This is a genomic window from Microbacterium sp. NPDC055599 (assembly GCF_053618975.1).
Map to the genome: position 1 here is coordinate 76,052 of NZ_JBSHIM010000009.1, position 23,073 is coordinate 99,124.

Annotated in this window: 22 protein-coding genes; 9 read left to right on the forward strand and 13 right to left on the reverse strand. The window is 71.8% G+C overall.

What is annotated here, in order from left to right:
* Window positions 1-1,440 (forward strand): MFS transporter, encoded by a 1,440-nt coding sequence (locus tag ACWGQ1_RS10505; RefSeq protein ID WP_136030769.1) that lies wholly within the window; start codon window positions 1-3, stop codon window positions 1,438-1,440.
* Between the two features lie 299 nt (window positions 1,441-1,739).
* On the opposite strand, the gene ACWGQ1_RS10510 is transcribed toward ACWGQ1_RS10505, so the two are convergent.
* The 4 genes from ACWGQ1_RS10510 to ACWGQ1_RS10525 form a co-directional block, all read right to left on the reverse strand.
* Window positions 1,740-2,498, reverse strand: a complete 759-nt coding sequence (locus tag ACWGQ1_RS10510; RefSeq protein WP_247637878.1) for a hypothetical protein — start codon at window positions 2,496-2,498, stop codon at window positions 1,740-1,742.
* A 221-nt stretch (window positions 2,499-2,719) separates the two neighbouring features.
* A complete protein-coding gene (locus tag ACWGQ1_RS10515; RefSeq protein WP_136045959.1) occupies window positions 2,720-3,685 on the reverse strand; it encodes a serine hydrolase in 966 nt (321 codons plus the stop codon).
* A 110-nt stretch (window positions 3,686-3,795) separates the two neighbouring features.
* On the reverse strand, window positions 3,796-5,760 hold the full coding sequence (locus ACWGQ1_RS10520) for a M13 family metallopeptidase (protein WP_136030777.1): 1,965 nt from the start codon (window positions 5,758-5,760) through the stop codon (window positions 3,796-3,798).
* A 61-nt stretch (window positions 5,761-5,821) separates the two neighbouring features.
* Window positions 5,822-6,385 (reverse strand): DnaJ family domain-containing protein, encoded by a 564-nt coding sequence (locus ACWGQ1_RS10525; RefSeq protein WP_452312926.1) that lies wholly within the window; start codon window positions 6,383-6,385, stop codon window positions 5,822-5,824.
* Window positions 6,386-6,476: 91 nt separating this feature from the next.
* Between ACWGQ1_RS10525 and ACWGQ1_RS10530 the strand changes: the two genes are divergently transcribed.
* On the forward strand, window positions 6,477-7,799 hold the full coding sequence (locus ACWGQ1_RS10530; protein ID WP_136045133.1) for an MATE family efflux transporter: 1,323 nt from the start codon (window positions 6,477-6,479) through the stop codon (window positions 7,797-7,799).
* 33 nt (window positions 7,800-7,832) lie between these two features.
* Here the strand turns inward: ACWGQ1_RS10530 and ACWGQ1_RS10535 are convergent, their stop codons facing one another.
* On the reverse strand, window positions 7,833-8,525 hold the full coding sequence (locus ACWGQ1_RS10535; protein WP_136030783.1) for an RNA methyltransferase: 693 nt from the start codon (window positions 8,523-8,525) through the stop codon (window positions 7,833-7,835).
* A 114-nt stretch (window positions 8,526-8,639) separates the two neighbouring features.
* Between ACWGQ1_RS10535 and ACWGQ1_RS10540 the strand changes: the two genes are divergently transcribed.
* The gene (locus ACWGQ1_RS10540; RefSeq protein ID WP_452312927.1) at window positions 8,640-9,920 is read left to right on the forward strand and encodes an Nramp family divalent metal transporter; all 1,281 of its coding nucleotides are present in this window, start codon (window positions 8,640-8,642) and stop codon (window positions 9,918-9,920) included.
* Window positions 9,921-9,940: 20 nt separating this feature from the next.
* Window positions 9,941-10,243 carry a hypothetical protein gene (locus ACWGQ1_RS10545; RefSeq protein WP_136030785.1) on the forward strand — a complete coding sequence of 101 codons (303 nt, stop codon included), beginning with the start codon at window positions 9,941-9,943 and terminating at the stop codon, window positions 10,241-10,243.
* Between the two features lies 1 nt (window position 10,244).
* On the opposite strand, the gene ACWGQ1_RS10550 is transcribed toward ACWGQ1_RS10545, so the two are convergent.
* Together ACWGQ1_RS10550 and ACWGQ1_RS10555 are read right to left on the reverse strand one after the other, a co-directional pair.
* On the reverse strand, window positions 10,245-11,690 hold the full coding sequence (locus tag ACWGQ1_RS10550; RefSeq protein WP_452312928.1) for a Na+/H+ antiporter NhaC family protein: 1,446 nt from the start codon (window positions 11,688-11,690) through the stop codon (window positions 10,245-10,247).
* A gap of 50 nt (window positions 11,691-11,740) precedes the next feature.
* Window positions 11,741-13,354 carry an amidohydrolase family protein gene (locus tag ACWGQ1_RS10555; RefSeq protein ID WP_452312929.1) on the reverse strand — a complete coding sequence of 538 codons (1,614 nt, stop codon included), beginning with the start codon at window positions 13,352-13,354 and terminating at the stop codon, window positions 11,741-11,743.
* Between the two features lie 69 nt (window positions 13,355-13,423).
* Here ACWGQ1_RS10555 and ACWGQ1_RS10560 point away from each other — a divergent pair, with 69 nt between their 5' ends.
* From ACWGQ1_RS10560 to ACWGQ1_RS10580, 5 genes are read left to right on the forward strand one after another with little or no spacing between them, the layout of a single operon-like run.
* The gene (locus tag ACWGQ1_RS10560) at window positions 13,424-14,095 is read left to right on the forward strand and encodes a TetR/AcrR family transcriptional regulator (protein ID WP_136030791.1); all 672 of its coding nucleotides are present in this window, start codon (window positions 13,424-13,426) and stop codon (window positions 14,093-14,095) included.
* Window positions 14,096-14,104: 9 nt separating this feature from the next.
* Window positions 14,105-14,737 carry a metal-dependent transcriptional regulator gene (locus ACWGQ1_RS10565; protein WP_206252459.1) on the forward strand — a complete coding sequence of 211 codons (633 nt, stop codon included), beginning with the start codon at window positions 14,105-14,107 and terminating at the stop codon, window positions 14,735-14,737.
* Between the two features lie 36 nt (window positions 14,738-14,773).
* On the forward strand, window positions 14,774-15,583 hold the full coding sequence (locus ACWGQ1_RS10570; RefSeq protein WP_136036235.1) for an HAD-IIA family hydrolase: 810 nt from the start codon (window positions 14,774-14,776) through the stop codon (window positions 15,581-15,583).
* A 1-nt stretch (window position 15,584) separates the two neighbouring features.
* Complete coding sequence (locus ACWGQ1_RS10575; protein ID WP_136044664.1) at window positions 15,585-16,154, forward strand: YdeI/OmpD-associated family protein; 570 nt, start codon at window positions 15,585-15,587, stop codon at window positions 16,152-16,154.
* Entirely contained in the window at window positions 16,151-16,315 is a 165-nt protein-coding gene (locus ACWGQ1_RS10580) for a hypothetical protein (protein WP_168387172.1), read from the forward strand. The genes ACWGQ1_RS10575 and ACWGQ1_RS10580 overlap by 4 nt, the downstream gene beginning before the upstream one ends.
* A gap of 27 nt (window positions 16,316-16,342) precedes the next feature.
* Here the strand turns inward: ACWGQ1_RS10580 and ACWGQ1_RS10585 are convergent, their stop codons facing one another.
* From ACWGQ1_RS10585 to ACWGQ1_RS10610, 6 genes are read right to left on the reverse strand one after another with little or no spacing between them, the layout of a single operon-like run.
* Window positions 16,343-17,974, reverse strand: coding sequence for an ABC transporter ATP-binding protein (locus ACWGQ1_RS10585; protein ID WP_206252455.1), 1,632 nt, complete (start codon window positions 17,972-17,974; stop codon window positions 16,343-16,345).
* Entirely contained in the window at window positions 17,971-19,077 is a 1,107-nt protein-coding gene (locus ACWGQ1_RS10590) for a serine hydrolase (protein ID WP_206252453.1), read from the reverse strand. The genes ACWGQ1_RS10585 and ACWGQ1_RS10590 overlap by 4 nt, the downstream gene beginning before the upstream one ends.
* A complete protein-coding gene (locus ACWGQ1_RS10595) occupies window positions 19,074-20,264 on the reverse strand; it encodes an anhydro-N-acetylmuramic acid kinase (RefSeq protein WP_206252451.1) in 1,191 nt (396 codons plus the stop codon). The genes ACWGQ1_RS10590 and ACWGQ1_RS10595 overlap by 4 nt, the downstream gene beginning before the upstream one ends.
* On the reverse strand, window positions 20,264-21,169 hold the full coding sequence (murQ, locus tag ACWGQ1_RS10600) for an N-acetylmuramic acid 6-phosphate etherase (protein ID WP_247637888.1): 906 nt from the start codon (window positions 21,167-21,169) through the stop codon (window positions 20,264-20,266). Before murQ ends, ACWGQ1_RS10595 begins: the two co-directional genes overlap by 1 nt.
* A complete protein-coding gene (locus ACWGQ1_RS10605; RefSeq protein WP_136030808.1) occupies window positions 21,166-22,053 on the reverse strand; it encodes an ABC transporter permease in 888 nt (295 codons plus the stop codon). Before ACWGQ1_RS10605 ends, murQ begins: the two co-directional genes overlap by 4 nt.
* The gene (locus tag ACWGQ1_RS10610) at window positions 22,050-23,021 is read right to left on the reverse strand and encodes an ABC transporter permease (protein ID WP_136030810.1); all 972 of its coding nucleotides are present in this window, start codon (window positions 23,019-23,021) and stop codon (window positions 22,050-22,052) included. Before ACWGQ1_RS10610 ends, ACWGQ1_RS10605 begins: the two co-directional genes overlap by 4 nt.
* Window positions 23,022-23,073: the final 52 nt, after the last annotated feature.

The following is a 23,073-nucleotide window of genomic DNA, read 5'->3' on the forward strand; positions in this document are numbered from 1 at the left end:
GTGGGTGCGAGCGACGACAGAGCCAGGAAGCGCCTCTCCCGCACCCCGCCCCGGTGGGCGATCATCGCGGTGCTGGCCTTCGCGGGCCTGTGTTCGTCGTTCATGTTCACGCTCGTCGTGCCGCTGCAGGCCGAGTTGCCGCAGCTGCTGAACGCCTCGCGCGAAGACACCACGTGGGTCGTCACGATCACGCTGCTCGTCGCCGCCGTCGCCACCCCGATCTCGGGCCGCCTCGGCGACATGTACGGCAAGCGCCGCGTGGTCATCGTGCTGCTCGCGATCCTGATCCTCGGCTCCGTGATCGCCGCCGTGTCCGGCTCGATCGTCGGCGTGATCATCGGCCGCGCCCTGCAGGGTGCCGTGACGGGCGTGGTGCCGCTGGGCATCGCGATCATGCGCGACGTGCTCCCGCCCGAGCGCCTGGGCACCGCGGTCGCCCTCATGAGCGCGACCATGGGCGTGGGCGGCGCGATCGGCATGCCCGTGGCTGCCCTGCTCGCCGAGAATGCTGACTGGCACATGCTCTTCTGGCTCGCCGCAGCGCTCGGCGTCGCCGGACTCGCGCTCGTGCTCGCGGTCGTGCCGGAAGACGTGCTCCGCTCCCCCGGTCGCCTCGACGTGCTCGGCGCCGTAGGCCTCGCGATCGGCCTCACCGGGCTGCTTCTCTTCGTGTCGCGCGGCGCCGAGTGGGGCTGGACGTCGCCCGTGACCCTCGCGTGCGTGATCGGCGGCGTCGCCGTGCTGCTGGTGTGGGGCTGGTACCAGCTCCGGACGAGGGATCCGCTGCTCGACCTGCGCGTGGCCGCGCGGCCCGCCGTGCTGTTCACCAACATCGCCGCGATCGGGATGGGCTTCGCCCTGTTCGCGTCGAACGTCACGTTCCCGCAGATGCTGGAGATGCCGGTGGTCGGCGGCGGCTTCGGGCTCGACATGGTCGCGGCCTCGCTCGTGATCATGCCGGCCGGCCTGGTGATGATGGTGATCTCCCCGCTGTCCGGCTGGCTGGAGCGCACCGTCGGACCGCGCCCCCTGTTCACCGTGGGCGCGATCGCGATCGTGCTCGCCTACGTGTTCGTGCTGCTGTGGTCCACGGCCGTGTGGCACGTGTTCGTCGCGAACATCTTCATCGGCATCGGCATCGGGTTCACGTTCGCCGCGATGCCGATGATCATCATGCGCTCGGTGCCGGCGAACGAGACCGGCGCCTCGAACGGGCTCAACGCGCTGTTCCGCTCAGTGGGCACCTCGACCGCCTCGGCCGTGATGGGCGGGGTCCTCGCCGCCATGAGCATCGACGTCGACGGGGTGGCCGTCCCCACGCGCAGCGCGTTCGAGGTGTGCTTCTGGCTCGCGATCGCGGCCGGGGTGCTCGCGGTCGTGCTGTCGCTGTTCATCCCGCGGCGCCGCGCCGCCGAGCAGCATCCGTCGCTGCCCGAGTGACGCCCTCGGCGCGACGCGTCAGTGGGTGTACTCCATGAGCTCGACGCCCAGCACACGGAACGCGTCGTGCGCGAGCCTCTCCAGTCTGTGCGCTGCGGGCGGGCCGGATCAATGGCGAATGCGACCCGATTGAGACCAGAGGACGTAGGTCACAACCCAGAATCCGGCATCGATTGCGAGCACGGACAGCAACTCGATCGATGCAGCCCAGAGCCCTACCGCAACGAAGAATCCCTGAAGGACGACGATCGGTGCGATGACAAGTGTCGCGAACAGCGCCGGCCTCATTCGTCTCCGTTTCATCGCTGGCAACTGAATCCAGTCGGCCCGACCAGCGGATAGATCCTCATCTGTCGGTTGTACGGGCATACCCCATTGGCGACGATGATTCCCACGATCATTGCGATCACAGCGGCACCGACGCCGCAACCGACACCGGCGGTGGTCGGCGCGAGCAGCGCACAGATCGCTGCGACCAACGCACCAGATGCGCCGGTCACCATTGCCTGTTGCTCGGCATTCGTGAGCTGAATGTACGGCCAGGGGTCAGCACCGCCAACCACCGCCGCCCTCATGAGGCCGCGGACCGCACTTCCCGCGGCCAGAGCCGTCGGAAAGACGATGGTCATCCCGGGCGCGAGCTCATAGGTGGAGACGACGCCATTGCGATCGATCTCCACCGACGAGGGTGCGTTCGTTTCTCGGAGTCCGTCGCGCAACTCTGCAAATGCCTCACTCAGTTCGGCGGGGCTTGCGCCAGCCTCTCCCAGAGACACAACCGCGAGGAACGCCTGCCCTTCGTCGCTGTTCAAGACCTCGCTCGGCACTGCAGCGAGATCAAACCGGTGCGCGTCGTGGTCGTAGGCGGCCACGAGTTGATTGATCCGCGATACAAGCGCATTGATCGATGCGTCCCCGCCCACCGCTCCTGCGGGAGGGGCACCTGCGACGCTACCGCTCGTTTTCGGCGTCGCCGCCACGTCTTCTCGCGCGCTGGCGGGCGACACCGTCGCGAGTGCCGTGCAAAGTACGACGGCAGCGCCGAGGAACATCTGCAAACCCCGCCTCATTGGTCGACCTTCCCGCTCGATCCCGGGACCCCGAAATCCGTTGAGCGCATGCTGATCTCCTTGAACTCTTCGGGCGCACCCGCATCGAGTTTGGACGAAGGGTGAGCGCATGTGGACCTGTAGAGTGTTACATGTCATGCGTCACATGTCTGTCCACCTTTCGGAGGACATGAGTGGCTGGTTCGTCGAGAGCTGCCCTGCCGGTCGCGTCAGTGGGTGTACTCCATGAGCTCGACGCCCAGCACGCGGAACGCGTCGTGCGCACGCAGGCGGTGCGTGATCGACAGGTCGTCGAAGCACACGATGAGCGCGTAGCCGACGCCCGCGCGCGGTCCCGCCAGCACGCCCGCCTCGGCGCGGACACCGCGGTCGCGGCCGGTCTTGTTCACGAACAGCAGCCCGTGCGCGTCGTGGTCGTGCGCGAACGGGTCGAGCCCGGTCGCGGAGGCCACCAGACTCAGGTCCTGGTTGAGGCTCAGCCACTCGGCCACCTGCGCGCTCACCGCGGCGTCGACCACCTGGGAGTTGACGAGCGCGGAGAACAGCCCGGCGAACTCGCGCGCCGACCCCACCGCCACCTGCGGCGCGTCGTCGGGGCCACGGCGGTCGCGGAACCGGTCGAGCAGCGCGGTGCGGCGCAGGCCGAGCCCCTCGATGCGCTCGCGCACCCGGTCGTGCCCGACCTTCTCCAACAGGATGTTGACCGCGATGGGGTCGCCCGCGGTCGCGGCCAGCACCGCCAGATCTTCCAGCGGCAGCGCGGGAGCCCGCAGGTGCCGCCACAACCCGGACGACTCGACCGCGTCGACGCTCGCGCGCTCCACGATCTCGAGCGGGTCGAGCGCTCCGGACTCGAACGCCGCCGCGACCTCGATCAGCAGCGGGACGACCCCGAGGCCGCCGACGGGCATGGTGACGTGGTCGTCGCCCGCCAGGACATGCACGTGCGAGTCGAGGTCGACCACGTGCACCGACACCTGGGCGCCCGCATCGGCCAGGCCCTCGAGAGCCTTGAGCGTGGCCGTGAACGATCGGCGGCCGAGGGCGGCCCGACGGGGCAGACGACGGCTCGTGCGCTGCTGCGAACGGCGCCCGCTCGATGACGCGGACGCGCCTCCCATCGACTCGGGGACCGGGGAGTTCCGGAACCCGTCGCCAGGCTCGAGTGCGGCCACGCGTGATCCTTCGGGAGGGGGCTGATCGGCATGCCAAGGGAGTCGCTCCCCAGCGGCAGGGCTATCGTAACCCCACCGCCGGGGGACACCTCACAGCCTGAGGAGAATGGTCACCAGATGGTCACCCGCGACGCCTCGGGCAGCCACAGGGCATCGTCCGGCGTCACGTCGAAGGCCTCGTAGAACGCGTCGATGTTGCGCACGATCTGGTTGCAACGGAACTCGTTGGGCGAGTGCGGGTCGATCGTGAGCAGCCGCAGCGTCTCCGCCTCCCGGCTCTTCTGCTGCCAGACCTGCGCCCACGACAGCAGCAGCCGCTGCACGCCCGTGTAGCCGTCGATGACCGGCGCCTCCTGCCCGCCCAGCGACAGCTCGTACGCCTGGAGCGCGATGCCGAGACCGCCGAGGTCGCCGATGTTCTCGCCGATCGTGAGAGCGCCGTTCACGTGATGCTCCGCGTCCAGCCCCTCCGGGACGAGCTCGTCGTACTGGGCGATCAGCGCCTTGGTGCGCTCCTCGAACGCGGCGCGGTCGGCGTCGGTCCACCAGTCCTGCAGGCGTCCGTCGCCGTCGTAGCGGCTGCCCTGGTCGTCGAAGCCGTGACCGATCTCGTGTCCGATGACCGCGCCGATGCCGCCGTAGTTCGCGGCCGCGTCGCGACCCGCGTCGAAGAACGGATACTGCAGGATCGCGGCGGGGAAGACGATCTCGTTCATCGACGGGTTGTAGTACGCGTTGACCATCTGCGGCGGCATGTGCCACTCGGTGCGGTCGATGGGCCTGCCGACCTTGTCGATGTTGCGGTCGTGCTCGAAGGTCGCCGCGCGACGCACGTTGCCGAGCAGATCCTCGCGGTCGATCACGAGGCTGGAGTAGTCGCGCCACACCTCGGGGTGGCCGATCTTGGGCGTGAACGCGTCGAGCTTGGCGAGCGCACGCTGCCGGGTCTCCGCCGTCATCCACTCCAGCGTCTCGATGCTCTGCCGGTACGCCTCGATGAGGTTGCCGACGAGCTCGTCCATCGCGGCCTTCGCCGTCGGCGGGTAGTGCCGCTCGACGTACACCTTGCCGATCGCCTCGCCGAGCGCGCCCTCGGTGACCGAGACGCCGCGCTTCCAGCGCTCCCGGATCGTGGGGACGCCGGTGAGCTCGGTGCCGTAGAACGAGAAGTTCTCCAGCACCAGGTCGTCGGTCAGGTAGGGCGCGGCGGCGTGCACGACCTTGGCGCGCAGCCAGGCCTTCCAGTCGTCGAGGCGCTCGGCGGTGAGCAGCGCACCCAGCCCCTCGAAGAAGCTGGGCTGCGACACGACCACCTCGTCGAACGCGGAGGGGTTCGACGGCGTGACGGCCTCGCGCCACGGTGCGAGGTCGACGCCCGCGAGCTCCTGCAGCTCGTCCCAGGTCTTGAGGTTGTAGGTGGCGACCGCGTCGCGGCTGCGCACGTTGTCCCAGTGGTGGCCCGCGAGCTCGGTCTCCAGGGCGATGGAGCGTTCGGCCTGGTCCGCGGCGTCGGCGATGCCCGCCAGGGACAGCAGGCGCTCGAGGTGGGCGCGGTACGCGGCGCGCGTGTCGGCGAACGTGTCGAGGCGGAAGTAGCTCTCGTCCGGCAGCGACAGCCCGGCCTGCACGAGCACCGGGATGTAGCGCTCCGGGTCTCCCGGGTCGCCGTCGACGTAGAGGCCGATCACCGCGGCGCGCCCGTCACGGTCGTACGCCCCCACGGTGCGCAGGAAGCCGGGGATGTCGGCGATCGCGTCGATCTCGGCGAGGGTCTCCGCGAGCGGCGCGACCCCGGCGGCCGCGATGCGGTCGGTGTCCATGAAGCTCGCGAACAGGTCGCCGATCTTGCGGGCGAGCGTGCCCTCCTCGGCGTCCTGCGACTCCTCGATGATCGTGCGGACGTCTTTCTCCGCCTGCTCGGCCAGCAGGTGGAAGGAGCCCCAGCGCGCCTTGTCGCCGGGGATCTCGGTGCGGGAGATCCAGGCGCCGTTCACGTGACGGTACAGGTCGTCCTGCGGGCGGATGTCGGGGCTGAACTCGTCGAGGGCGAGGCCCACGGGAAGCGCGTCGGTCATGCGCTCCAGCCTATGACGGGGGTCCCCCACGGTGTCGAGGGCGGACACGCCCCGACACGGATCAGCGCGGCCGTCGCCCGAACAGCCGGCGACGCGGACGCGCGGGGGCGGCCTCTGCCGACGATGCGACCCCTCGGGCGGAGCGGCGCTCGCGCCACGCGGCGACCTCGGCCTCCACGTCCCGCGGCGCCGTGACCACGGGCGGGCCGCCCTGCAGCTGCCGCCTGGCCTCGATCACGCGGCGGTTGAAGTCCTCGAGCACCGCCCGCACGTCGGACTCTCGTCCGAGGAGGTCGAGCTGTCCGTCGAGCTCGCGGTCCTCCGTGCGCAGCAGCAGCGCGGGCGGCCCGAGCCCGGTGAGATTCTCGGTCTCGATCTTGCGCCGGATCCACCAGTCAGGGTCGTGGTGGGTGCCGAGCCCCTCGATGGGCTTGCCGGCACCGGGGAGGTCGTCGAAGTCGCCGCGGCGGATCGCCACCTGGATCGCGCTCTCGATGAACGCCGCCCGATCCACGGCCGCCGCCGCACCAGGCGTCGAGGAGACGGTCGTCTCGTCGTCGGCCCCGTCGCCCTGCGACCGACGGCGCGCGAGGTACCGCGCCGCCTCGTCTCGGGGATCGGACATGATGCACCTCCGCCGCATCCTGCTCTCCTCCAGCCTACGTGCGGTCCGGGGGCACGGCACGGGTGTCGGCGCGAGGTCATAGGCTCGGAGGATGGCCGCGCGCACCTCCCTCAACCGAGAGATCCTGCGACTGGCGGTTCCGGCACTCGGTGCGCTGATCGCCGAGCCGGCGTTCCTCATCGTCGACGCCGCGCTCGTCGGCCACCTCGGCACCACGCCGCTCGCGGGGCTCGGCATCGCCGGCGCCGTGCTGCAGACCATCGTGGGCCTGATGGTGTTCCTCGCGTACTCGACCACCCCGGCGGTCGCGCGGCGCTTCGGCGCCGGGCAGCCGGGCGAGGCCGTGTCGGTCGGGATCAACGGCATGTGGCTGGCCCTGGGCCTCGGGGCCGTGCTGGCCGTGATCGGTGCGGTGTCGTCACCGTGGCTCGTGTCGCTGTTCGGCGCGAGCGAGGCCGTGGCCGCCCAGGCCGACGAGTACCTGGTGATCTCGATGTGGGGGCTGCCGGCGATGCTCATCGTCTTCGCGGCGACCGGGCTGCTGCGCGGCATGCAGGACACGATGACCCCGCTCTGGATCGCCGGCCTCGGCTTCGGTGCCAACGCGCTGCTCAACTGGCTCTTCATCTACGGCTTCGGCTGGGGCATCGCCGGATCCGCGGCCGGCACGGTCGCCGCGCAGTGGGGCATGGTCGCCGCGTACGTGCTGGTGGTGCAGCGGCTCGCTTCCCGCCACAGCGCCTCGCTCCGGGCGCAGCGCGACGGCCTGCGCAACACCGCCACCTCGGGCGGATGGCTGTTCCTGCGCACGGTCAGCCTCCGCGTGGCGCTGCTGGCGACCGTGGCGGTCGCGACCGGGGTCGGCACCGACGAGCTCGCCGGGTGGCAGATCGTGTTCACCATCTTCTCCGCGGCCGCCTTCGCCCTCGACGCCCTGGCCATCGCCGCGCAGGCGCTGATCGGCAAGGAGCTGGGCGCCGGAGACGAGCAGCAGGTGCAGCGCGTCCTCGGCCGGACGGTCGCCTGGGGCGCGTGGTTCGGCGTGGCGGTCGGCGCTGTGATCGCCGCACTGTCGGGCGTGCTCGGGATCGTGTTCACGGGCGACCCGCACGTCGCGGCACTCGTGCAGCCGGCGCTGCTGGTGCTCGCGGTCGCCCAGCCGATCGCCGGTGTCGTGTTCGTGCTCGACGGTGTGCTGATGGGCGCGAACGATGCGCGCTACCTCGCGATCGCGGGCGGCCTGAACCTGGTGCCGTTCCTGCCCGTGCTGTGGATCATCGCGGCGACGGGAGTGGATGGCGCGGCGGGCCTGATCTGGCTCGCGGTGGCCTTCTTCGGCGTATACCTGCTCGCGCGGCTCGGCACGCTCGGCTGGCGGGTGCGGTCGGGACGCTGGCTCTCCGCCGCCGCCTGACCGTCGCGGCGGGGCGGGCCGAACACGCGCGCCTCAGTCCGCGGCGTGGCGGCGACACCACTCGTACATGATCACGGCGGCCGCGGCGCTGGCGTTGATGGAGCGGGTCGAGCCGTACTGCGTGATCTCCACGTGCGCGGAGGCCGCGGCGAGCGCCTCGTCCGAGAGCCCCGGACCCTCCTGCCCGAACAGCAGCACGCACGCACGCGGCAGGTCCGCCCGGTCGACGGGGACGGCGCCCTCGACGTTGTCGACCGCGATCACGGGCAGCCCCTCCGCCGCGGCCCAGGCGGCGAACGACGCCACGTCCTCGTGATGCACGACGTGCTGGTAGCGGTCGGTGACCATGGCACCACGCTTGTTCCAGCGGCGGCGCCCGATGATGTGCACGGTGTCGGCCAGGAACGCGTTGGCGCTGCGCACGATCGAACCGATGTTCATGTCGTGCTGCCAGTTCTCGATCGCGACGTGGAACGGGTGCCGCCGCGTGTCCAGGTCGGCCACGATCCGCTCCATCCGCCAGTAGCGGTAGCGGTCGATCACGTTGCGGGTGTCGCCGTTGGCGAGCAGCTCCGGGTCGTACTGCTCCCCCTCGGGCCAGGCGTCCCGTCCTCCCGGCCACGGGCCTACGCCGTAGCCGGGCTGGGCGAGGGACCCGCCCGCGCCGTCCGGGACCGGGGCCGCGGAGTCGTCCGTCGCCGGGCTCTCGGGCGTGCGTGCATCCATCCCGCCAGGCTATCGCCGCCCCACTGCCGCCTGTCTCGGCGGAGCGATCGTCGTCACCGAGGTGGCCCAGATCCGAATATTTAGGCAAGCCGAAAAATACGCTACGGTTTCGGTGTGCCGAAAAATCTCGTCGCCCCCGTGACACCGTCCGCCGCCACCGCCCCGCGCAGCCTGTGGCTGCTCGGCCCCGCCCTCGTGGCCGGTGTCGCATATCTCGACCCGGGCAACGTCGCCAGCAACATGACCGCCGGCGCGCAGTACGGCTACCTCCTGGTGTGGGTGGTCATCGCGGGAAACGTCATGGCCTGGCTCATCCAGTACCTCTCCGCCAAGCTCGGCGTGGTCACGGGGCAGAGCCTGCCGGAGGTGCTCGGTGCACGCCTGAAGCGCCCGTGGGCGCGACGCGCGTACTGGCTCCAGGCCGAACTGGTGGCCATGGCGACCGACCTCGCCGAGGTGATCGGCGGCGCCGTCGCGCTGTACCTGCTGTTCGACGTGCCGCTGCTCCTCGGCGGCCTGATCACCGGGGCCGTGTCGATGATCCTGCTCGCCGTGCAGAGCCGCCGCGGCGCCCGCCCCTTCGAGTTCGTGATCATCGGACTGATGCTCGTCATCACGGTCGGCTTCCTGGCCGGCCTGTTCCTCGCCCCGCCCGAGCCCGCGGGTGTCGTCGCCGGACTCGTGCCCCGCTTCGAGGGCACCGGGTCGGTGCTGCTCGCGGCCTCCATCCTCGGCGCCACGATCATGCCGCACGCCATCTATGCGCACTCCTCGCTCGCCCGCGACCGCTTCGGGAGCGCGGGTCTGCCCCACGAGGAGGCCACGCGGACCGAGGCCTCCCGCATCCGCCGCCTGCTCACCGCCACGCGCTGGGACGTGTCGATCGCGATGGTCATCGCGGGGTCGGTCAACCTCGGCATCCTCCTGCTGGCCGCGGCGAACCTCGCAGGGGTCGAGGGCACCGACTCCCTGGAGGGCGCGCACGCCGCCCTGGCCGCCGGTCTCGGTCCCGTCGTCGCCACGTTCTTCGCGGTGGGGCTGCTCGCCTCCGGCCTGGCGTCCACCTCGGTCGGCGCCTACGCGGGCGCCGAGATCATGCACGGGCTGCTGCACGTGCGCATCCCGCTGCTCGCGCGGCGGCTGGTGACCCTGATCCCCGCCCTCGCGATCCTCGGACTCGGCGTCGACCCCACCCTCGCGCTCGTGCTGAGCCAGGTCGTGCTGTCGTTCGGCATCCCGTTCGCGCTCATCCCGCTGGTGGCGCTGACCGCGCAGCGGCGCACGCTCGGGGTGTGGGCCAACCGCGCGTGGACCACCATCGCCGGCGTCGTCGCCTCGGTGCTGCTCATCGCCCTCAACGCCGCGCTGCTCTGGCTGGTCCTGACGGGGGCATGAGCCCGGATAGGCTCGACACCATGCCCGCCGAGAACGCCCGCCGCACCGTCCGCATCCTCACCTGGATCGGAATCGCGACCGGGGTGATCGGGGCCGTGCTGATCGCGTTCCCGAAGGTCGTCGGCCCGCTCGGACCGTGGCTGCAGCTCGCCCTCGGCATCGCCACGCTCGTGCTCGCCTTCCGCGCGCGCAAGGTCGGGATCGCCGAGGTGGAGGGCTTCGACGGGCGCCTGTCGCTCGCCGCCGCCCTCCTCGGCTTCCTCGTGGTGTTCTTCGCGGGGCAGGTGGCCTTCGGCCTGCTGGTCGCCGTCGCGAATCCGTGACTCAGGCCGCGACGAACCCCGTCACCAGATAGAGCACGAGCGAGAGCCCGGCCGCGATCCCCGCGTAGGGCAGGATCGCCAGCATGAGGTTGATCGGCTTGATGCCGATCGAACGCGAGGCCAGGATGATGCCGTCGCCGTACAGGCACGTGGTGCTGCCGAGCGCGGCGCCTGAGAACACCGCGGCACCGGCCAGGATCGGGTCGGCACCGAGAGCGAGCGCCAGCGGCAGCACGACCGGGGTGATGACGGCCGCGAGGTCCCAGAACGACCCGGTCGCGTAGGCGTAGACGCCGCACACGGCGAACACGATCGCCGGCAGCAGAGCGGGGGTGAGCACGGGCTCGGTCACCTGGATCACGAACTCGGCGAGCTGCAGGGCGATGTTCATCTCCTGCACCATGAACGCGAGCACGGTGAGCACCATCACGAAGAGCATGCTCTCGATGCCCTCGAGCGCCGCGTCCAGCACGCCGCGCACCGAGAGCCGACGCTGCACGAGCACCAGCACGACCGTGACCGCGAGGGCCGCCGCGGTACCGGCGACCACGTTGGCGTCGGTCGCGATCGTGACGCCGACCAGCACGGCCATCGCGATCAGGAACGACCACGGCTGCGGCTTGCGCGCGGTGTCCGTGGTCGTCTCGAGCGCCACGGCGACGCGCTGCGCGGTCGAACCGTCCGCGTCGTCCGCGCGGAGCTCGGAGAGCAGCGCCGCGCCCTCGGCCCGGCGTTCGGCGTCTGTCGTGCCGAGCGGGAAGACGTCGCCGTCGCGCTCGGCGCGCAGCGCGTCCTTCTTGATCAGGCCGAGCTTCGGCAGCCAGCCGATGCTCATCAGCAGCGCCACCGCGATGGCCGCCCAGCCGAAGAAGATGAACGGGATGGACTGCAGGTAGGCCCCGAAGCCGCTGCCGCCGACGGTGACCCCCTGCGCCTCGAACAGGCCCGAGAAGAACAGTGCCCACGTCGACACGGGGACGAGCACGGCGATCGGGGCAGCGGTCATCTTCATGATCGCGCCGAGCTGGGTGCGCGGAACCTGGTAACGGTCGGTCACCTGCTTCATCGACGTGCCGGTGGTGAGCACGTTGAGGTAGTCGTCGACGAACAGCACGATCGAGAGCAGGAACGTGAGCAGGGTCGACTTCCGCCGCGAGGTCACGAACCGCTCGACCCAGCGGGCGAAGTCGGTGACGATGCCCGACTTCTCGAACAGCATCATCAGGATGCCGAACAGGGCGACGATCAGCAGCAGCCACTGCGCCGTCTCGTTCGACAGGGCCTTGCCGGTGTACTCGACCCAGACGTCGAAGCCGCCCCAGCCGCCGAGGATCAGAGCTCCGGCGACGGTGCCGCAGAGGAGCGCGAAGAGGGTGCGGCGGGTGGCGACGGCGACCACGAGGATCACCGCGATGGGCAGGAGCGCGAGGGCGCCGAATTCGGGCATGGGGTTCACCTCGGTGTGAAAGGAAAGGGAGGGGGTGGTCGAGCCGGGGGTCAGGGCTCGACGCCGCCGACGACCGTCCGCTGTACGGGCAGGTCGGGGAGGTCGTCGGGTGCGACGTGCAGCGGGTTCTCCGCCCACACGGCGTAGTCGGCGCGGTAGCCGGGGGCGATGCGACCGAGGTCGCCGTCGCCCTGCGCCCGCGCAGCGCCCACGGTGTAGCCGTGCAGCGCCTGGTAGGGGGTGAGCACCTGGTGGGGCTCGAACACCGGGGCGTCGCGGTCGCCGGGGCGGCGGCGCAGCATGGCCCACGCGAGGCCGATCCGGGCGTCGTTCTGCGCGATGGGCCAGTCCGACCCGAGGGCGACCGGGGCACCCGCATCCCAGTAGTCGCGCACGCGCCAGGCCCGGGCGGCCCGGGCGGGGCCGAGGCGCCGCGACCAGTCGTCGGAGGCGTCGGCCTTGCGCCACTGCAGGTGCAGCGGCTGCATCGATGCGGTGATGCCGGCGGCGGCGATGCGGGCGACGTCGCGGTCGGTCGTGGTCTCCAGGTGCTCGATGCGGTGCGGGGCTCCGGTGGCGCAGCGCGCGCCCGCGGCGAGGTAGGCGTCGACGACCTCGCCGACCGCGCGGTCGCCGATCGCGTGGGTCGCGACCTGGAAGCCGGCGTCGGCGTAACGCCGCACGGTGCGGGCGTAGGCGGCGGCGTCCTTCCAGAAGGGCTCCGTGCCGCCGCCGGCCGTATCGGGTTCGTACAGCCACGCGGTGCCCGTCTCGACGACCCCGTCGGCGTACAGCTTCACGACGCCGCCGCGCCACCGCTCGCCGCGGCGGTCGCGCATCCGCAGGTTCTCCGCCGTGCGGTCGGCGTCGAACCCGGGCTCGTGGTCGATCGCGGACACGATGCGGAGGGGCAGACCCGGGCCGTGCTCGAGACCGTCGAGCAGGTCGAGCGTGGCGAAGCCGCCGTCCATGATGGTGCCGCCCGTGAGGCCTGAGTCCCGCAGTCCGCGCAGCAGCTCGTGGCCCGCCGCGAGGGTCTGCGTGCGGTCGAGGGCGGGGGCGGCGAGGCGCACGGGCTCGTACGCCGCGAGCTCGCGCAGCTCCCCGGTCGGCCGCCCGTCGCCGTCGACGACGATGCACGAGGAGTCGTCGGTCTCGCGGGCCCCGGTGATGCCAGCGCGGCGGAGACCCTCGTGACTGGCGAGGGCGGTGTGCCCGTCGAACACGATGAACAGGGCGGGGAGCCCGCGCACGGCGTCGTCGATCGCATCGGCGGTCATGGGGAGCTCGTGGAAGACGTCGTAGTCGAGGTTCCAGCCGCGCACCCAGGGGTCGCGGTCGTCGCGCAGCGCGCGGTCGGCCTCGGCGCGCAGAGCCGCCAGGAAGCCGGTGCCGGTGGTGATGCCGCCGAGGTCGACCCCGGCGGTGAGCTCGAGCCCCTGCAGCGGGTGGAGGTGGGCGTCGATGAGCCCCGGGGTGACCGCGGCTCCCGCGAGGTCGTGGACGACGGTGCGCGGGCCGCGCAGTTCCCGCACGAGCGCGTCGTCGCCCACCGCGAGGAAGCGGCCGTCGCGCACGGCGAACGCCGAGGCCTCCGGGCGGCGGGGGTCCATGGTCACGACGCGCGCGCCGGTGACGATAGTGTCGGCGTCGAAACCCGTCATGGCGTTCTTCCTCGAGCGAATTGAAAGAGTTTCAATAAAGTAGCAGACACCGAGCAGGAGTGAGCCACGATGACGACATCCCCGCGCAGCGTGGGCCGCCCGTCGACCAGGGTGCTCACCGAGGAGCGGATCCTCACGGCGGCGTTCCGGCTCAGCGCCGAGCGCACACCACGGCAGTTCACGATGACGGCGCTCGCGGAGTCCCTGGGCGTGCGCACCTCGGCGCTCTACCACCACTTCGAGAGCCGCGACGCCGTGATCCGGGCGATGCGCGGGCGGATCAGCCGCGACCTCGCCACCCCCGAGCCCGGGGCCCTGCCACTGGAGGATGCGCTCCTCGCCTGGGCGCACAGCTACCGCGACGCCACGATCGCCGCGCCCCAGGCGATGGTCATGCTCGCCACCTCCCCCATCGACGCCGACGAGGGCTCGTTCGCCGACTACGAGCAGATCGCCCGCCTGCTCGCCGACGACGGCTGGCCCACCGACACCATCGTCGACGCGATCGTCGCCCTGGAGTCCTTCATCATCGGATCCGCCCTCGACGCCCTCGCCCCGGCGGACAACATGTCGCCCGGCGACCTCGCCCCCGCCTACCCGACCTTCGCCGAGGCCGAGCGCGCTCGCGCCCGCCTCAGCTCCGACCCCGCCCGCCGCACGTTCGAGATCGGCGTGCGCGCCCTCATCCACGGCCTCACCGCGTGGGCGCGCGCCGAAAGAGCCTCCGACGCCACCGCGTAGGCTGGACGGGTGGCCTCCCCCGCAGCTGACGACTACCTCAAGACCGTCTACGCCCACACCGAATGGCAGGACGCCCCGATCACCCCGTCGGTGCTGGCGGCCAAGCTCGGCATCGCCCCGTCGTCGGTCACCGAGATGGTGAAGAAGCTCGCCGCCGCGGGGCTCGTGTCGCACGTGCCCTACGGTGCCGTGCGGCTGACCGAAGCCGGGACGACCAGAGCCCTCGCGATGGTGCGGCGCCACCGCCTCATCGAGACCTGGCTCGTGCAGGAGTTCGGCTACGGGTGGGACGAGGTGCACGACGAGGCCGAGGTGCTGGAGCACACCATCAGCGACCGGCTGCTCGAGGGCATCGACGCCCGCCTGGGCCGCCCGCGCTTCGACCCGCACGGCGACGCGATCCCCGACGCCGACGGGCACATCGAGCGGGAGCCGTTCGTGCTGCTCGCCGACGCCACAGAGGGGCACAGCGGTCGCGTGCTGCGGGTCGACGACCGCGACTCCGACCTGCTGCGGGCCCTGGAGGCCGAGGGGCTCACGGTCGGCAGCACCGTCGAGGTCCTCGCCGACGGCGTGCGCCTGGACGGCGTCGAGCGAGCCCTTCCCGACGGAAGCGCCGGCGTCGTGTGGATCACCGCCTGAGACCTGCCGGAAACACGCGGCCTCTAGGCTGAGCACATGGCACACCGTGACGACATCGAATGCTGGCTCACCGACATGGACGGCGTGCTCGTCCATGAGAACGACGCCATCCCCGGGGCCTCCGAACTGCTCGCCGGGTGGGAGCGCAACGACATCCCCTACCTGGTGCTGACGAACAACTCGATCTTCACCGCCCGCGACCTCTCCGCCCGCCTGCGGCAGAGCGGCCTGGTCGTGCCGGAGGAGCGCATCTGGACCTCGGCGCTCGCGACGGCCGACTTCCTGGCCCAGCAGCTGCCCGGCGGCTCCGCCTTCGTGATCGGCGAGGCCGGCATCCTCACGGCCCTGCACGAGGCGGGCTTCATCATGACCGAGACGAACCCCGACTTCGTGGTGGTCGGCGAGACCCGCAACTACTCGTTCGAGGCGATCACCAAGGCCATCCGTCACATCATCAACGGCTCGCGGTTCATCGTCACCAACCCCGACGCGACGGGCCCGAGCATCGACGGCGTGCTGCCGGCCACCGGCGCGATCGCCGCGCTCATCACGAAGGCGACCGGCAAGGAGCCCTACGTGGTCGGCAAGCCCAACCCGATGATGTTCCGCTCGGCGCTGAACAAGATCGGTGCGCACTCCAAGAAGACGGGCATGATCGGCGACCGCATGGACACCGACATCGTCGCCGGCATCGAGGCGGGCCTGCACACCGTGCTCGTGATGACCGGCATCAGCGACCGGCGCAGCATCGAGCAGTACCCGTTCCGTCCCGACGAGATCGTCGACTCCGTCGCCGACCTGCTGCCGACCATCACCGCATCGATCCCCACGCTGGACGAGGACTGACGTGGGCGCCCTCGACGACGGCGAGCGGATCGCGGCGGCCGACGCCGCGGCCTGGCGCGCCTGGCTCGAGGAGCACCACGAGCGCACCGCGGGCGTATGGCTGCTGAGCGTGCGCGGCCGCTCCGCCGTCGGCGTCGGCTATGAGGACGCGGTGCGGCAGGCGCTGTGCTTCGGGTGGATCGACGGCCCGGTGCGCAGCTTCGACGACCAGACGAACGGCCAGTGGTTCTCGCCGCGGCGGCCCGGCAGCGGGTGGGCGGCGACGAACAAGGCGCGCATCGCCGAGCTGGAGGCCGCCGGGCTGCTGGCCCCCGCGGGCGTCCGGGCCCTGGAGGTCGCGAAGGCCAACGGCTCGTGGACCCTGCTCGACGGACCGGAGGCGGGCATCGAGCCGCCCGAGCTCACGGCCGCACTCGACGCGGACCCCGCCGCCCGTGAGAACTGGGACGCGTTCCCGAAGTCGGTGAAGAAGTTCGGGCTCACGCACATCGCGATGGCCAAGCGACCGGAGACGAAGGCCGCCCGCATCGCGAAGATCGTGGCGGACGCCGCGGAGGGGAAACGCCCATGACCCAGAACGACCTGCTGTTCCTCGTGCTGATCCTGATCGGGCTCACGTCGCTCACCGTGATCATCGTGCAGTTCGTGCGCTCCCGTCGCGGCCGCGGCTCGGACGACGGGCGTGCCGGCTGGTGGGAAGGCCCCTGGGACGACGACGACCGCCAGCGCTGAGCCCGCGGCCGTCGCCTCCGGCCGCGGTCAGGACGCCAGCGAGGCCCCGGGGATCGCGGCCAGCAGCTCCCGCGTGTACGGGTGCTGCGGGTCGTCGAAGATGCGCTCCGGTGTGCCGCTCTCGACCACGACCCCGCGCTGCATCACGTGCACCTCGTCGGAGATCATCCGCACGACCGCGAGGTCGTGGCTGATGAAGAGGTAGCTGAGGCCGAGGCGCGTCTGCAGCTCCGCCAGCAGATCGAGGATCTGCGCCTGCACCAGCACGTCGAGCGCCGACACGGCTTCGTCGAGCACCACCAGCTCGGGTTCGAGCGCCAGCGCCCGCGCGATCGCCACGCGCTGCCGTTGTCCGCCGGAGAGCTCGTGCGGCAGCCGCTCGGCCATCGCGGCCGGGAGCGCCACCTGCTCCAGCAGCTCCAGGACGCGGGCGTGACGCGAGGCCGCGGTGCCGATGCGGTGCACGCGCAGCGGTTCCGCGATCGACTGCTCCACGGTGAACCGCGGGTCGAGCGAGGCGTAGGGGTTCTGGAACACCGGCTGCACGCGGCGGCGCAGCGCGAACAGCTCCTTGCGGCGCAGCGTGGTGAGGTCGAGCCCGTCGAACAGGATCGATCCGGAGGTGGCGTCCTCCAGCTCCAGCACCATGTTCGCGGTCGTGGACTTGCCCGACCCGGACTCCCCCACGATCGACACGGTCGTGCCGCGGCGGATCGTGAGGCTCACACCGTCGACCGCCGTGAAGGTCTGGGGCTCCCCGGCCTTGGCGCCGCGCACCGGGAACTCCTTGCGCAGGTCGCGGATCTCCACGAACGGCACGGCGTCGGTCGCGGCCGTGCGCGCGGGCAGGGCGTCGCGCCGGGAGGAGAGGCTCGGCGCCGCGGCCAGCAGCTGCCTGGTGTACTCGTGCTGCGGGTTGCCCAGCACCTGGGCGGACGTGCCCTCCTCGACCACGCGGCCCCGGAACATGACCACGATGCGGTCGGCGCGCTCGGCCGCGAGCGCCAGGTCGTGCGTGATGAGGAAGACCGCGGTCCCGAGCTCGTCGGTGAGCTGGTCGAGCTGGTCGAGGATGCGGCGCTGCACCGTGACGTCGAGGGCCGAGGTGGGCTCGTCGGCGATCAGCAGCCGGGGCTTGCACGCGAGCCCCATCGCGATCAGCACGCGCTGGCGCATCCCGCCGGAGAACTCGTGCGGGTACTGCCGTGCGCGCCGGGCGGCGTCGGCGATGCCCACCATCTCCAGCAGCTCGACCACGCGGACCTTCGTCGCCTCGCCGCTGGTGTGACCGTGCACCTCCAGCGCCTCGCCGATCTGCTCCCCCACGCGCATGAGCGGGTTGAGGTTCGACATCGGGTCCTGCGGCACGAGGCCGATCCCGGCGCCGCGCAGCGAGATCATCGCGCTCTCGGGCAGCTCGGTCAGCTCGCGCCCGTCGAAGCGGATGCTGCCCGCCGTGATCACGCCGTTCTCGGGGAGCAGGCGGTTGACGGCGGCGGCGGTCGTGGACTTCCCCGAGCCGGACTCGCCGACCACCGCGACGGTCTCGCCCGCGGCGATGTCGATGTTCACGTCGCTGATCGCGGTGATCAGCTCGGAACCGGTCCGGAAGGCGACGGCGAGGCCGTCGATGCTCAGCACGGGCGGGGTGGTGCTCATGGGGTACTCGTTCCTTCGGGGTCCAGGAGGGCGGGCAGCGCCGCACGCCACAGGGTCTCGGTCGGGGCGATCTCGGCTGCGAGGAGACGGGTGCTCAGCAGCACGGCCGCGGTCCCCGTCGCCGGCACGAGGCCGAGCGCGCAGCCGGTGTAGCCCGGGTGCCACAGCAGGCGCGTGGGGCGGCCGGCGACCGGCACGGTGTCGCTGCGCCAGCCCAGGGCTTGTCCGGCGTCCGGGCCGTCGCGGAAGAAGTCGGCGACCGCGTCGGGGTGCCAGAGGTCGGTGTGCCGGTCGGCGTCGGCGAGCGCGGCGCCGAGCGTGAGCAGATCGTCGACCGTGCCGAACAGGCCCGCGTGCCCGGAGACGCCGCCGAGCGCGTGGAAGCAGTTGCCGTCGTTGACGCTGCCGGCGATCTCGTCCTCCCGCCACGGGAAGTGCCGGCGCGACGTGAGGATCGGGTAGGGGTCGCCCGTGGCCACCATGCGGCGCTCGGCGGCGTCGCCGATGCCGGAAGACGCGACGGGAGGGCCGACGGGGCCGTAGCCCGTGTGCGCGAGTCCCAGCGGCGCGGTGACGAGCTCCCGCACGGCGGCGTCGAGCGGAAGGCCGGTCACCGCGGTGATGAGGCGCCCGAGCAGGATGAAGCCCAGGTCGGAGTAGTGCCGCCCCTCGTCGAGGCCGTAGCGCAACGGCAGGGCGTCCACGACCGCGTCGGCGGGGGCGGGGTCGAGGTACAGCGGCTGCCACTCCCACAGTCCGGCGCGGTGCTGCAGCAGGTGGCGCACCGTGGTGCCGGGAGCGCACGCGGTGCCCGGGAGCAAGCGGTCGACCGGGTCGTCGACGCCGAGGTCGCCCGTGCTCACCAGGCGCAGCAGAGCCGTGGTGGTCGCCGCGACCTTCGACACCGAGGCGAGGTCGAAGGCGGTGTCGCGCGTGACCGGGGTTCCCGCAAGGTCCGCGAGGCCACCCACCGCGACGTCACGCGAGGTGCGCGTGACCACCCCGGCGACCACCGCGCGGGGGGCGGTGTCGCCGCGCATCACCGCCGCGACGGCCCCCGCAGCGCTCGCGCCGCGCACCTGGCCTGCTCCGTGGCCGCTCACGACGCCGTCGCCTCCCCGAGCGTGAGCGAATCGATCGCCGCGACCGGCTCCGGCATGTGCAGCGGGCCGGCGCCGGGCGTGATCGTGCCGAGGATGCGGGGCTCGCGGGCGCCCGTGCCGCCGGGGACGATGGCGGGGACGCCGTGCATCGTGGACCAGCCGATGAGCGCGAGCAGGATCGCCTCCTTGCTGTCGGCGGGAGCCCCCAGCTCGTCGGCCAGCACGACCTCGGTCTCCGGCAGCGCGGCGCGCAGACCCTCGAGGATCAGCGGGTTGCGGCACCCGCCGCCCGAGACCGCGAGGAAGCCGATGCCCGCCGCGGCGACGTCGCGGGCGACCGTGCGGACCGTGAGCTCGGTGAGCGTGCGCACGACATCGGCGACCGGGATGTCGCGGCCCTGCGCGGCCAGGTGCTCGTGCACGTAGCCGAGGTGGAAGTGCTCCTTGCCGGTGCTCTTCGGCGGCGTCAGCGCATAGTACGGGTCGTCGAGGAGGGCCGACAGCAGCGCCTCGTCCACGCGGCCGGTGCGCGCCACGGCCGCATCGTCGTCGTAGCCGAGCGGGTTGAGCCCGTGCTCCACGATGACCGCGTCGACCAGCGCGTTCGCGGGACCGATGTCGTAGGCGACCAGGCCGTCCTGGCGCACGACCGTCATGTTCGAGATGCCGCCGAGGTTGAGGGCCGCCGTGACCCCGGCTCGTCCGCGCAGCAGCAGCTCGTCGAGGAACGACACCAGCGGGGCGCCGTGGCCGCCCGCGGTGATGTCGCGGATGCGGATGTCCGACACCACGGGCACCCCGACCCTCTCCGCGATCCAGGCGGGCTGCCCGATCTGCAGGGTCCCCAGGGCGTGGGCGCCGTCGACCCAGTGGTACACGGTCTGCCCGTGGGAGCAGATCGCGTCGACCCCGCCGACCTGCGCGGCGATGTCGGCCGCGACGTCGGCGAACGCCTGGCCGATGAGGGTGTCGAGCTCCGCGACCTCGGCGAGCGTGGTCGGCGCGGGCGGGAGGGCGGCGATCAGCCGGGCGCGCAGCTCCGGCGCGTACGGCACGCTCGTGGCCGCGAGCACGGTGCCGGTCAGGTCGACGCCGTGGTCGGTGAAGCCCCCGCTGGTCGCGAAGTCGACGACGGCGGCATCGATCCCGTCGTGCGAGGTGCCGGAGATCAGTCCGAGGACGCGCATCAGTTCTCCTCCAGTGCCGTGCGCAGGCGTCCGCCTGCCGCGGTGAGTCGGGTGGTGGCCGCGGCGAGGTCCTCGCCGCGGCGGATCATGATCGACGCGAGCTTCACGTCCCAGGCGGCGGTCTCCAGCGCCGCGACCGCGGTGTCGCGATCGACCTCGGCGATCGTGCGCACCATGCGGATCGCGCGCTCGCGGAGCTTGTGGTTCGTGGCCTTCACGTCGACCATCAGGTTGCCGTAGGCCTTGCCGCCTCGCACCATCGAGATGGTCGAGAACATGTTGAGCACGAGCTTCTGCGCCGTGCCCGACTTGAGGCGGGTGGAACCCGACAGCACCTCGGGGCCGACCTCGACCTCGATGCCGTGCTCGGCGACGGCGCTCAGCGGGGTGTCCGCGTTGCACGACAGCCCGATACCCAGCGCCCCGCGCTCGCGCGCCCGGCGGACGGCCGCGACCACGTACGGGGTGCGGCCGCTCGAGGCGATGCCGATCACGGTGTCGAGCGGGCCGATGCCGGCGGCGTCGATCGCGGCGGCTCCGGCCTCGGCGTCGTCCTCCGCGCCCTCGACCGGGTTCACGATCGCGCCGGGCCCGCCGGCCATGATGGCGAACACCAGCTCGGGCGGCGTGCTGAACGTGGGCGGGCACTCCGAGGCGTCGAGCACCCCGATGCGACCGGGCGTCCCTGCCCCGACGTAGACCAGCCGTCCGCCCCGCGCCATGCGCTCCGCGGTGGCCTCGATGGCCGGGACGATCTGCGGCAGTGCGCGCCGCACGGCCGCGGGCACCGTGGCGTCGGCGTCGTTCATGGTCTGGGCGAGCTCCGCCACGCTCATCTGGTCGAGTCGCGCGTAGCGGGGGTCGCTGGCCTCGGTGGCGAGGGCGCCGAGATCCTCCAGGGTCATCGCTTCCCCCGGTTCCGCGGGTCGAGGCTGTCGCGCAGCCCGTCGCCCAGCAGGTTGAGCCCGACCACGAGCAGCACCACGACCACGCCGGGCGCGATCATGGTCCACGGCGCGATGGTGACGAGCGTGCGCGCCTCGAAGATCATCGAGCCGAGCGACGGCGCGGGCGGCGGCGTGCCGAGGCCGAGGAAGCTCAGCGACGCCTCCGTCAGCACGGCCCACGACAGCGACAGCGTGACCTGCACGATGATGATCGACGTGATGTTGGGCAGCACGTGCCGGAACATCGTGGCCATGCGGCCCTGCCCCGTGCTCTTGGCGGCCTTGACGTACTCGACCTCGCGCAGCGACAGCACCGGGCCGCGCGTGACGCGGATGAAGATCGGCACGTAGACGATCGCGATGGCGACCGCGATCGTGAACCAGTTGCGGTCGAACACCGAGGCGAGCGACAGCGCCAGCAGCAGCGGCGGGAACGCGAACAGGACGTTGGTGACCGCGGTGATCGCACCGTCGGAGATGCCGCGGTAGAAGCCGGCGATGAGGCCGCAGACCGTGCCGACCACGGTCGCGAACGCCACCGCGACGACCGAGATCAGCGCCGAGTTCGCGACGCCGGCGGCCACGCGCGAGAACACGTCGCGGCCGAACTGGTCGGTGCCGAACCAGTGCACGGCCGACGGCGGCTGCAGGCGCGAGGGCGGATCCTGCGCCAGCGGGTCGAAGGGCAGCAGGCCGAACGCCGACACGACGCTGAGCACCGCCAGCAGGAACACGATGATGAGGCCGGCGAGCCCGCTGCGGCTGCGCAGCAGGAGACGCACGCGCTCCATGGTGCGCCCTCCGCCGGGGGCGAGGGCCGGGGTCTGAGAGATGTCGGTCATGCGGCACGCACCCGGGGATCGATGACCCGGTACAGCAGGTCGGTGAGCAGGTTGACGATGACGAAGGCGAGCGCGATCACCAGCACGGTGCTCTGCACGAGCGCGTACTCCTTCTGCTGGATGCCGAGCAGCACCTGACGGCCGATGCCGGGGAGCGAGAAGATCTGCTCCACCACGACGGCGCCGCCGAGCAGGTAGCCGAACTGCAGGCCGGTCATGGTGACGATCGGGACCAGCGCGTTGCCAAGCACGTGGCGCACCTGGAGGCGGCGCGGCGGCACGCCCTTCGCCCGGGCCGTGCGGATGAAGTCGTTCGCGCGGATCTCCAGCACGGCGGTGCGGGTCGTGCGCATGATGGGCGCCGCGATGCCGAAGCCGAGCACGATCGACGGGAGCAGCATCTGCTGCAGGTTCAGCAGCGGGTCGTCGAACAGCCGCGCGTAGCCCTGGCCGTTGGGGTTGAAGCCGAGCGACTGCGCCAGGATCGCCAGCAGTGCCGTGCCGAGCAGGAACGCCGGGATGGAGAGGCCCGCAAGTCCCACGACCTGACCGACGCCGTCGCGGAGCGAGTCCGGCTTGGAGGCCGACAGCATGCCGAGCGGGATGCCGATCGCGAGGGCGATCACGATCGAGAGGATCGCGAGCTCGAACGTGACGGGCAGGGCGGCCGCGGTGAGGTCGAGCACGCTCGTCTGCGCCCGCGACGAGAAGCCGAGGTTGCCGGTGAAGATGTTGCCCAGCCAGGAGAAGAACTGCACGAACAGCGGCTGGTCCAGGCCGTAGTAGGCCTCGAGAGCCTCACGCTGCGCCGGGGTGAGCGCGGCGGCCTCGGTGCCGAGTCCCGAGCTGATCTGGTCGCCGGGGATGGCGCGCAGCATCAGGAAGACGAACACGGCGACCCCGAAGAGGGTGCCGAGGGCTGCGAGGATGCGTCGCAGCACGCTGTTGCGGAGGAGCTGTCTGAACATGCGCGTGTGAGGGTGCCTGTCGTCGGAGGGGGACGGAGGGGGCGCGGGCGGC